We start from the raw sequence: 12186 nt of genomic DNA on the forward strand, positions 1-12186 counted from the left end.
AGTCTATATAATAAAATACATAATTTAACTATTGACTTAATTAAATATAAAAATTATAATTAATATAAATTATATAAGTATGAAGCTATAGAGGGCTTCTTTCAACTCCATTATTAGAATTAGTTTTGACCGACTGACCTTCTAATAATGGAGTTTTTTGTTTTATCCTGTTTTATTTTATCTAAATTATACTATTCTATTGCGTTGTTTTCAATACCGACAAGTAATTTTTGTGAATTTAATTTTATTTTTATAAAGTAGAGATACCTAATGTTCTTTATAGAAACTTTTATAAAAACACTTTCCATATAATTCTTTAATTTAAAATAAATTATTAAATATCAAATAAAAACCATATATTTAGTATAATATATAATAAATAGAACTTCAATAGAAATTCAATAATAAAAAAGTGTTGAATAATTAGAAAATAAATTATTGGAAAAATATTAGAAAGTAAATGGATTTCAAATAATATATTATTATGATAAAAGTTTTTAAATTGTATTCAATAGAAAATCATTGAATACTTAATAGAAAATTATTGAATGGTATAAAGATACATGTTATAATCAAATTGTTAAATAGAAAATCAATAGAATTTAAATAAAATCTTAATTTAAGGAGTGAATATTATGATACAAAATATAGGATTAGATATTGGTAGAGGATATGTAAAAGCATATTCTAAAGTAGGAGAAATGGTAAAACAATGTTGTTTCAAAAGTGTTGTTGGCATTGGTAGAGAATTAGATTTTAGTTTATATGAAAATCCAATTTATGTTGAAGTTAATGGAGAAAATTATTTTGCTGGAATGTTAGCTGAAAAAGAAGGTTATACTCCAACTAGAAATAGTAGAGATAGTAAAACATCAGTTACAGTTGAAAAACTTATGTGTGCTGCTCTTAATGAAGTTGCAATTGAAGATGATGTAAAGTTAATGATAGGAGTTCCAAATAAACTTTTTAAAAAAGTTATATTAAATGAAGTAATTGAAAAGTATAAAGATAAAACTATTAAAATAAAAGATAAAATACAGGGTGGTTATAAAAATATTAATATATTAGATGTAAAGATATTTAGAGAAGGGGATGCTGCTCTTTTATGGGAAGTTAAAGATAAAAATAAAAATGATAAGCCACAAGCTATGGTTACAGTAGGTTTTAGAACTACAGAATTATCATATTTTGACATTGGGCTTAAATTTAATGATAAGCGTTCTAAAACAATAGAATTAGGAAATAGAGATGCTTTAGTTTTTGTACAAAAACAGCTAGAAGATAAAGGAATAATGAAAGATTTACATGAAATAGATAGTTCTAAAGATTATGATACTTTAAAAAAGATAGCATATGATAATTTAGCTGAAAGAATAAGCCAAGATATAGAAGATAATTGGATTAATCTAAACGAAATGGATGTTTATGTTGCTGGAGGAACTGCCTTAAATATGAATTTCGATAAAACATTTAAAGTTGTTGATGAACCACAAATGACTACTGCAAAAGGTTTATATTTATTAGCAACTAGGGTTTTTAAATAGGAGGTTTTAACATATGAAAAAAACAGTAAGCTTTAACTTAGAAGAAGATATAATTGATAAGATAGAAAATTATCAAAAAGAAAATAAATTAAGTTCAAGAAGTGCTGCTCTTGAAAGAATAATTCTTGCAATAGATAGTAATAAAAGTAATGGAATAAATATTAATGATTTAAAAGAAATTGTTAAAGAGATTATGAAAGAAGCTAATACAAATTATAATGATTCAATGGATAAAGAATTAGATAAAAAAGTAAATGAATTAAAGAATAAAGATTTAGATAGTTCAGTAGAAGACATATATGGAAATATGGAATAAAATAAAAAAAGACTAGAAATTATTTGTTTTCTAGTCTTTTCTTTATAAATAATACAAAGTATTTCTAAGAATTACTTTGATAAGAATAATTATAATACTAAGAATTACTTAGTATTATCTAGCATTATTTGGTAATTATTAGTATTACTTAATGATTTTATGTTTTATAAAATATAAAGCGTAAAAAAAGGTGTACCCTAAATGACATTAAAAATTATTTAAAATATTTGTTAATAAACTTTTAAAAGATATATTAAAATACAGATGTAAAAATAATACTAAAGAATTACTTTGAATTTATGCAAATAAAAATTAAATCAATTATTAATAATACTTAAAAAATCCTAGTTAGGAAACTTTAAATATGAAGTAGTAATACTTGATAATTTATTGAATTACTAGTTTCAATTCTTATTCTAATGGAAGTAACATTTAAATAAATTTGAATTAATGCTTAGGGAAGAGTTTTTCAAGTTTCAATCCTTATTCTAATGGAAGTAACATTTAAATTTCCTAACGCTGAAAAAGAAGTATTTACTTTTCTAAGGTTTCAATCCTTATTCTAATGGAAGTAACATTTAAATTATTCCCTACTATTCCCTCTTGTTGGCTTAATATGTTTCAATCCTTATTCTAATGGAAGTAACATTTAAATCTTTATATATCAATAAAAGTAGTCCAGTATTATTTAAGTTTCAATCCTTATTCTAATGGAAGTAACATTTAAATCATTATTTTTCTTACATACATATATAAAATTAATTATAGTTTCAATCCTTATTCTAATGGAAGTAACATTTAAATCAAAAGATAAACAATTTGCTATTTCACTAGATGAGTTGTTTCAATCCTTATTCTAATGGAAGTAACATTTAAATTATTTAGACATATTCAAACTAGAGTTTATGGTGATCCGTTTCAATCCTTATTCTAATGGAAGTAACATTTAAATGGATAATATTTTATTAATTCAAAATGATGATGATAGTTTCAATCCTTATTCTAATGGAAGTAACATTTAAATTGTATCTAGTGATACAGCGTATTGGGCTATAATTGCGTTTCAATCCTTATTCTAATGGAAGTAACATTTAAATACTAAAATTTAAATAGACTTAGTAATAAAGCTACTTTGACAATATTATAAGACGAGCTTAAGATACTAAATTGTACATGTTATTTTCTTGAAAAATAGTATGTTTTTTGTCCCTCTTACATACTTAGTATATCCTATGAATCATTGATTTATCAAGCTTTTTTTATGTGATAGCTTGTTTACATAAAAAAATTATAAGGAATATCAATAAAATATTGGTTTTAAATTGAGAACTAATTTCCAAAAAAAATTGAAAACTGGTTCTCAAATCTATTATATTTTTTTTATAGTTCCAAATCCTCTAGATACTGATTTACCTATACCTAAATAATCTGGTATGTTAAAATTAACTTTAAATTTTCCTATAAATGCTGTATGTTTAATGCCTTTAAAATTAACATCTTTTTCTTTTAAATCAATCCAAGCATGTATTTCTTCAGTTACATTATATTTCAATCCTTTAGAAATAGCTATTAGATTACCTATTAAAATTTTCTTTAATATTTCTTCTTTTTGTATTTTACTTCCTTTATTGTATTGGCTAATATTTTTTTGATTTAATGCTATCCAAGCTGTTTTAAATTCATATTCTAAATAATCTTCTGTGCATCCAAAATTAAAATTTGATTTATTTATTTCTTTTTGAAAAGTTTCATAATTTATTCCATCAAGTATTAACTCATCATCTTTTAATCCTATTTTTGATACTATATTAATTCCATCATTAATTCCCATTATTATTGGCTTAGAATTTATAATTTTATATTGAACCAAGGGATACCTGTATATAAGTTTATTTTGATTATGATTGTGTAATAAATCTATTTCTTTATATTTATTTCCAATATATCCTCTTAGCTTTTCAGCATATCTTGGAGTTAATTTAAGATCTGTAAATTTTACTGTGCATATTTCTAATTTCATAAAATCTCCTTATATTTAAGCTATAATATAATGCTAGTACTTTCAATAACTTTATATCCAAAATTTTCATCATAAGTATTTTTTAGCTCATTAATACTTATATAAACAATAGAATCCGTAATATTTTCCTTACATTTATTTTTAAATACAGATATAACATAATCATAAAACTTAGATTTTATAGAGTCCATTTTATTTTTTCGTATATTTCTATCTTTAATATTTTTAAACTCATTATATTTTTTCCAAACTTCTTTAGCTTCTTCATCTAATTCTATAAATAAAGAAAATTTCTCTTGTTCTTCTATAAGTTTAAAGGAGTTAGCAACATAATCAAATTGTAAGGTTTTAATACCATCATTTAATTGTTTAGAAATGTTTTTACTAGAATTTAACTTTAATTCATTAAAATAACTATCGCTAATATTTTTATAATCTTCTTCAAGAATAATCTTCTTTCCCTTTAAAACTTTTTCTGTTGCAGGCAATAGAACAATATCTTTATATACAAAGCTTGCTAAGTTTTTTTTATTTTGTTGAATTTTTACAAGATATACTTCTCCTAAATATTCGCCTCTATTTTCTCTATTAGCTCTACCAGCACTCTGATTTATTGAATCCAATGGTGCTAAATCTCTTATAACGATATCCATATCTATATCAACACCAGCTTCTACCATTTGAGTACTAATAATAATTTTCTTTTTTTTATTTTTATTTATATAATTAATTCTAGCTTTTCTCTTTTTAGGAATAATACTAGTAGATAAATAAATCATTTCTCGATCATAATTTGATTTATTTAATTCTTCAAACAATTCTTGAGATAATTTTATTGTATTTACAATTATTAAAATATTTTTATTGGGATTTTTTTCAATAATATTTCTAGAAAAATTAAAAAATTCTTCTTTTTCCATTGGTTCTTCATTAACTATAAGTTTAGTTCTTTTATATTGTTTAAAATATGAATAAGATTTTTTTGCTAATTCTTTAATATCACTTTTATCAAAAATCAATGGTTGAGTAGCCGTAATAAAAACAAAATACATATTTAATTTATTAGATATTTCTGTGAATAAATTATTTATTATATCCCAATATTTATAAGGAATAGCTTGAACTTCATCTAATAAAACAATTGAATTAGCCAATGTATTAAACTTAATTAACTCGCTATTATTATTAGAAAATACGGTATTAAAAAATTGAATAAATGTAGTTACTACAATTTGCGAATTCCAATTTTGAGTTAGAAATCTACCTTCATCTCCTTCAAAATAAAAATCACTTTTAATATAATTGTATGAAGATAAATAATGGTGCTTTAACAATTGTTCAGAAGTTGCTTTTTTGTTTGTCACCTTCTCAATAGCATTGCTGTAATCATCAAAATTTTGATCTATTACTGAAGTAAAAGGTAAGCAATAAATAATCTTCATTTTATTGTTTAATTTTTCTTTTAAATTTAAAGCTACTGACATAGAAGCTAGGGTTTTTCCAGTTCCAGTTGGTAGTGTTATAGACATTATTCTTTCATCTGTGCTTTTTATACTATCAATCACATCATCATATACTATATTTCTAATATCTTCTTTGCTTGAATTTTTAAATTTTTTTAGTTTATATTCATCAATTAAATTTACAGGAATATTATACTCTATTTCATTTTTATACTTAAATATAGCATGTTCTTTATCAGCATATATAAGTAAAGAAAAAATAAATTTAAATAAAATATATGTTTCACAATTTTTATTATCTTCAAGTTCATCATTATAACAATCAATCTCTTCATAAACATCTTCAATTAATTCTAAAATTTCATTAAGAGTTGGAAGGTTTAAATCAAATTCAGAACATATAATTTTTATCTCTTTATTTAGACTTTTAAATTGAGAAGTTATTAGCTTTTGCTCTTGTTTAATATCTAAGGAAGTTATATCAGCTTCATCTGAAAAGTTTTTTAGATTTCCATGATGATGTTTTATTGCAATATAACCTATTATAGCTAATTCTTTATTTACCTTTTTGAAATTATAATAAAAAATTAATGCCGATATATTAGCATGACTTTTTAATTGCAAATCAACTTTACTTTTATTATTTTTAATCATTTCATCTAGATATTGTTGAAAATATGTTGTGCTTTTACCAAGGTCATGGGTATAACCCATAACCCTAGCTAATTTAATTAATAAATTTTTTTCAAATTTAAACAATAAATTTTTTTCAGAAATTAAATCTGAAGCTCTATCACCAACAAATTTTAAATGATCAATAAGAAGTGTATTTTCATGTGATTTTAACTTATAAGAATACAATTTTTTCCTCACCACTTCCTTTATAATAATTACACTTACATTTTATTGAAAATCCATTTCTTTCAAATAATATTTTTTTATAATCTAAAACAACTCTTTCTTCATTCATTTCATTTGGCATAGTATCTTTAAAATACTCTTTATCATTTTCAATATCAATTTCTAATGATTCGTCAAAAGGAATTGCTGTATTTATATAATTAAACTCATTCAAATTAGTTATATATTCGAAATCTAGTTCACCTATATAATTAAATTCTGCTATAAATTCACTTAATCCCATAGACAAAGTATAATAATTTTTTTTATTTTCCAAGAAATTTTTAAGTTTTTTGTATATTTCTTTATCTTTATGGTTAAAATAAATTCTAAAATTAGGATTTTTTAGTAGTTCAAAAGTAACTTGAGTCCTATCAGATATTTTACTATACATTTTAGCAGTCTTAGTATTAATCAAATTATATGAAAGCCTTGTTTTATTAATTGGGCTGTTAATTTGTATAGCTATATTAGCATTATCTTTTGAAAAATATTTTAAATAGTCATCTTTATCCAAACCAATAATAGCAGATATAAGACCACTTAGTGTTGTTCTAGGAGGAATTGAAAATGTTAAAGGTGAAGATGTAGTATAGAATTTTCTAAAGTGACCATATTCTCCGCATATATCAAATACTAAACATTTCATATTTATTTATCCTTTTTATTATTAATTTTTATTGGGTTTAAAGTAAGGCCTTTTAGTATTTCTTTAAATTCACTATCTTTACTATCTTTATTATCTTTACTATCTTTATTATCTTTACTATCTTTATTATCTTTACTATCTTTATTATCTTTACTATCTTTATTATCTTTACTATCTTTACTATCTTTATTATCTTTACTATCTTTACTATCTTTACTATCTTTATTATCTTTACTATCTTTATTATCTTTACTATCTTTACTATCTTTACTATCAGCAACAAATTTTATATCTTCACTTATGATATATTCAATATTTTCTATTTTATCTTTATTTTTTAAAATTACCTCTTTAAATAAAGTTAAATCTATTTTATAATCATCAGTACTTCTTATTGATTCATCTTCAACAGTTGAAACTAATTTAATTTTGTTTAACAATCCCCCAATATGATAATTATCTTCTTTATAATTTATTTTAATTAACATTCTTGGAAGCTGACCAATCTTACTTCTTGAAATAAGATTTTTAGTACCATTCCACATAGCCTCTAATAATAAATCAATGTCTTTTTTAGATAAGTTAGTCTTTTCTGCTGCATGTTCATTTATTATTCCATAAAAGCCAATTAAGCTATACGGTAATATATATTCCTCTCTAAAGGTTTTGTTATCTTTTCCAGCTCCTGAAGCAAATGCTCCTGTTCCTTTTATTCGTTTTAAAGATACTTTATGAAGAGATTTTCCCATATTAAATTGAACAGGACCTGTAAAAGTAGCAGAATCTTTATCTAAAGGTATAGTAGCACCAAATAACCTAACATCAATACAATCTTTTAAAACCTTATTTACAATTTCTTCTTTTAAATCACCAAAATCTTTAGCTCTTGTTTTTCCATCTTGTACTTTATTATCTTTATCTCTTATTTCTCTCACAAAAATTTCTTGACCTTTATAATCATGTAAATAATCTCTAATTGTTCTTTTAAGTCTTACATCTGTTACAAGATTTATACCAGTTTCCTCGTCAATTCTAGGCTTATTAGAGTCCAAAGGATCTCCATTAGGATTATTATCTACTATGTCATTTAAAAAAATTAATTCGCTTCTATTTTTAATCATTTTTTATTTCCTCCTCTAAATTATCATCTTCTTCCTTATGAATACTTAATTTAAATTTTTTTTCCATATTCATTCCCATGGAAAAATATAATGGAATATCTAAATTAGATAAATTCTCTAGATTGTTGCTAATTATTATATATTCTGATATTATTTGTAATTCTTCATTGTAATACTCTTTTTTATATTCTTGAAGTTTTCCTTGGATTTTTGGTATTAACCTTAATAAATCTCTTTTATTAATTTTTAAATCATTTAAATTACTTAAAAAAGGTTTTCTTCCGTTTTCATTTTTAAATTGGATATTTAATAGTTTTTTTGTTAAATATCCAACTAAAAATACAGCCTTTTTAGATTCCGTATTAAAGAATGCTTTATTTAATTCAAAAAAATCATTAAAAGCATTTTGCTTATTTGAAAAATCTTTAATATGCCATTCTTCTCTCATTATGTCTTTTACACCTTCCTTTCCTCTGTTTTTAAATTTATTTAATTTATATAAATAATAAATAAAAGTATATGCTCTAAAAGTTGCTATTCTATAACTATCTATTTCTATTTTAACTTTTTCTTTTTTATCCTTAGATTTATTTTTTTCTTCATTATTAAAAGAGTATACTAGTTGTTCATTAATAAATTTTATAAGAAAATTATAATCTATTTTTCCATTACCTGTAAGTTTGTCAATGATGTATGAAAAATCTTTATCATTTTCTCTTTTTTTATTATCTTTTTTAATTTTTTTATAATATTTAAAAAGAATATTTAAATAATTAAAATTAGCAAGATAATTTATTTCTTTTATTCCTTCAAAAAATTTCATATCTTTAATCTCAGCCCATTGTTCATAAAGTTTTTTAAATGTTGATGGATATACATCTTCAATATTGACTAATATATTTAAAGCAGCATTATTTTTCTCTATAAACATCAAATCAAAAGTTACATAATTATTTTCTTTAGAAAGTATTTTTAAAATTTTTTCTTCTGGACTTTCAATACTTTTAATTTTTTTTACTTCATCAGTCCTAAAAGCATTTTTGTATTTTTTTAATATTTGCTCTAGTTGATTCTTATACAGTAATTTAGGAATTAAATAAAATTTTCTATCATAAAAAGAAAATTGCAAATTTTCATCCAAATAAATTTTTCCAAGTTCTAATTCTATAGCACATTGTTTACATATAGGAAAATTTCTCCATGATTTTTCATAATCAAAATTACCTGAAATATATCCTGGCTTATCAATTGTATAAAAAGCAAGTGGACTTGCTAACCCATAAACTTTTTCACTTAAAGAATTACATAAACAACATTTTTTATTTTCTCCTACTACTTCTTTATTTTCAGTCTTGCTATAATAGAATTTTTTTATTGGAATTGCTCTCATTCTTTCTTTAAATATTTCAAAATCTCCAATATATTTCTTTTCACCATTTATTTCAATAACAAGTGTTAAAATACAAAATCTTTCTTTTTTAGGAATACTTAAAAAGATATTCTCTATTTCTTTATAAATAAATTCTTTTTTCTCTTCTAATATTTGTGAAGCTAATGAAAGGAGTTTTTTTTCCTCTTTTAATAATGTTTTATTATCATTATTTAAAATTTCATTATAAAAATTAATACCCTCATTTATTGCTGGAATTATTTTTTTAAAAAAAGTTTTTTGTACTTCAGTTATTTTAGATGTAGGGGTTATATCTGTACCATTACTAGAACCAGATCTATACAAGTATTTAAACTTTAAATCTAAATCATATTCTCTAAGATTTATTTGATTAAATATCATAGAATTATCTTTAAGACTTAATTCTATTTCAAGAATTTTATTGTATTTATTACTTTTAGAAAAATCTTCTGTAAATATATCTAAATACTTATCTTCAGAATCTATATTTTTAAAAATTAATTCCCCTATTTGTTTTATTGCTTCCATTGACTCACCTCCTGTTTTATTCTCATAAATATTATGTCTATTAAAATAAAGTTTTATTCTTTAGTGATATCTATTTAATTATTTTTTAAATTATTTTTAATTTTTTCATAATTAGTTATATTTTAACATATAATTGTCTATAATGTTAATATAAAAAATAACATTATAATCATACATTAGAATAAGTATTGAATTGTGATATCTATATAAATTTTTAAGATTCCATTATAATAAGGATAAAAGGAGATTTAAATCTCCTTTTTATTTATTACAGATATTTTTATAAGAATAATTTACATATTTGAATTTATTAAAATTAGCTTTTAGTAATAATATTATATATAGACATATCACTTTTAAAAAATATTTCAAAATAAAAAAATAACTATTAAAGTAAATAAATTTACTGCAATAGCTATTCACTAAAAATCCTTATTTTAATGGAACTAACATTTAAATTACTCCGTAACAAACAACATATCCAACGCAAAACAGTTTCAATCCTTATTTTAATGGAACTAACATTTAAATTCAGAACATGGAGAGAGGAAGAGTTAAAAATGCAAGGTTTCAATCCTTATTTTAATGGAACTAACATTTAAATTAACAAATAGAGCAATTAGAAAGATGTATAAGGAAGTTTCAATCCTTATTTTAATGGAACTAACATTTAAATTTTTTATCATCGGGTTTTACAAAGTACATCATTACATTGTTTCAATCCTTATTTTAATGGAACTAACATTTAAATCAAAGATAATTTATTTTTAGACAAAGAATTAATAATGTTTCAATCCTTATTTTAATGGAACTAACATTTAAATTACGAAATAGTCAAAGGTGGTCAACGTTGTTATAAGTTTCAATCCTTATTTTAATGGAACTAACATTTAAATTAGTAAAATTTTGTTTAATCAAGTAATAATGCTATATTAAAGCTATTCTAAGACGAGCTTAAAATGCTAAATTGTACATGTTATTTTTTTGAAAAATAGTGTGTTTTTAGTCCACTTTACATACTTAGTATATGCTATAAAGTATTAATTTATCAAGCTTTTTTTATAGTATAGCTTGTTTATATAAAAAAATTATAAGTAATTACAAAAAATAAATAATATTATTTTTAAAAATTAAGTATTTTCTTTATTTAATATAGAATAAAAGATTTAATTTTGGCTAAAATTTTTTAGTTTTGTTCATAATCATTATTAAGAGGTGATTACAATGGAATTATTTATACTATTATTATTTATTATGTTTATTGGAATAACTTTAATTTCTATAGGAATAAGTACATTTATATATAGAAATTTTCTTAAAAAATATTTTGAATAAAACATAGGTAGCCTAGAATAAACTAAGCTACCTTTAAAATTATTTTAAATATTTTGCATATACATACCCTTCTTTTTCTCCATGATTTGTATTATAAATTATGTAATGCCAACCTGGTACTGTCCATTTTACTTCTACTTTTTCACCCTTGAAAACTTGTCCTATTATATTACTATTAGTGGATGCGACCTCTCTAACATTTAGACAAGATGCAGTAACAGTTTTTATTATTTTTACTTTATCTAAGTTAACATATTTGCTATATACATAACCCTTTTTAGTTCCATTATGGGTAGTATATTTTATATAACACCAATCACCATTACTATTTAATACTTCTACTCTTTCATTTGAAAATACTTCTCCAATTATATTTCCCCAAGCTGAATCTCTCACATTAAGACTATTATTTACTTTAATAGTAGCATTAGCATTTATTTTATTTTCAGTTGGTGATGGATTAATAGTTTGTCCATTAATTCTTTTTTCAATATCATTAAGTAAATCATTCCAAGACTTACCGAACTTTTTAAGAAAATCATAAGGATCTTCATGGTCTGTTTCATGCCAAGTATAAGAACAATATCTATGACTATATATTTCATTTGTACTCCAACCATATCTTTTGCAAATATTAGCTGCTAATTCTACAGTATTTTCATAAATTTTATTAAATTCACTTTGGTTATTATTTTTAGGTACACACATTTCTATACTTAAAAATTTATGATTAGCAGTGTAACCTGCGTGCCAAGCCACTTCATTTTCAGGAATAGTTTTAATAGCTTTATTCCAATCTACAAAATAATGTGCTGAAGCACCTGCATAAACTCTATTAAAATAATCATGGTTATTTTGTGCAGTGGCTCCTTCATTATCTGTATCATGAATAACTAAAC

At 22.2% G+C, this 12186-nt stretch carries 8 protein-coding genes and 2 CRISPR repeat arrays; of the genes, 2 read left to right on the plus strand and 6 right to left on the minus strand.

The window, feature by feature from the left end:
* Positions 1-635: 635 nt before the first annotated feature.
* Entirely contained in the window at positions 636-1544 is a 909-nt protein-coding gene (locus GBZ86_RS07710; RefSeq protein WP_152889349.1) for a ParM/StbA family protein, read from the plus strand.
* A 13-nt stretch (positions 1545-1557) separates the two neighbouring features.
* Positions 1558-1860: a hypothetical protein gene (locus tag GBZ86_RS07715; RefSeq protein ID WP_152889351.1), complete on the plus strand. Its 303-nt coding sequence runs from the start codon at positions 1558-1560 to the stop codon at positions 1858-1860.
* Positions 1861-2261: 401 nt separating this feature from the next.
* A CRISPR array of direct repeats spans positions 2262-2957; the repeat unit is 37 nt; unit sequence GTTTCAATCCTTATTCTAATGGAAGTAACATTTAAAT.
* Positions 2958-3229: 272 nt separating this feature from the next.
* On the opposite strand, the gene GBZ86_RS07720 is transcribed toward GBZ86_RS07715, so the two are convergent.
* The 6 genes from GBZ86_RS07720 to GBZ86_RS07750 all read right to left on the minus strand — a co-directional run.
* Positions 3230-3880, minus strand: a complete 651-nt coding sequence (locus GBZ86_RS07720) for a CRISPR-associated endonuclease Cas6 (RefSeq protein ID WP_152889353.1) — start codon at positions 3878-3880, stop codon at positions 3230-3232.
* A gap of 20 nt (positions 3881-3900) precedes the next feature.
* Complete coding sequence (gene cas3, locus GBZ86_RS07725) at positions 3901-6204, minus strand: CRISPR-associated helicase Cas3' (RefSeq protein ID WP_152889354.1); 2304 nt, start codon at positions 6202-6204, stop codon at positions 3901-3903.
* Complete coding sequence (cas5b, locus tag GBZ86_RS07730) at positions 6191-6892, minus strand: type I-B CRISPR-associated protein Cas5b (protein ID WP_152889356.1); 702 nt, start codon at positions 6890-6892, stop codon at positions 6191-6193. Before cas5b ends, cas3 begins: the two co-directional genes overlap by 14 nt.
* A gap of 2 nt (positions 6893-6894) precedes the next feature.
* Positions 6895-8013, minus strand: a complete 1119-nt coding sequence (gene cas7b / locus GBZ86_RS07740) for a type I-B CRISPR-associated protein Cas7/Csh2 (protein WP_170272183.1) — start codon at positions 8011-8013, stop codon at positions 6895-6897.
* Positions 8006-9952, minus strand: a complete 1947-nt coding sequence (locus GBZ86_RS07745; RefSeq protein ID WP_152889358.1) for a TIGR02556 family CRISPR-associated protein — start codon at positions 9950-9952, stop codon at positions 8006-8008. Before GBZ86_RS07745 ends, cas7b begins: the two co-directional genes overlap by 8 nt.
* A 422-nt stretch (positions 9953-10374) precedes the next feature.
* Positions 10375-10849: a CRISPR direct-repeat array (repeat unit 38 nt; unit sequence GTTTCAATCCTTATTTTAATGGAACTAACATTTAAATT).
* Between the two features lie 477 nt (positions 10850-11326).
* The coding region (locus GBZ86_RS07750) for an N-acetylmuramoyl-L-alanine amidase (protein ID WP_152889360.1) at positions 11327-12186 on the minus strand (860 nt) is incomplete at its 5' end.

Source organism: Clostridium tarantellae, from assembly GCF_009295725.1.
GTDB classification, from domain to species: domain Bacteria; phylum Bacillota; class Clostridia; order Clostridiales; family Clostridiaceae; genus Sarcina; species Sarcina tarantellae.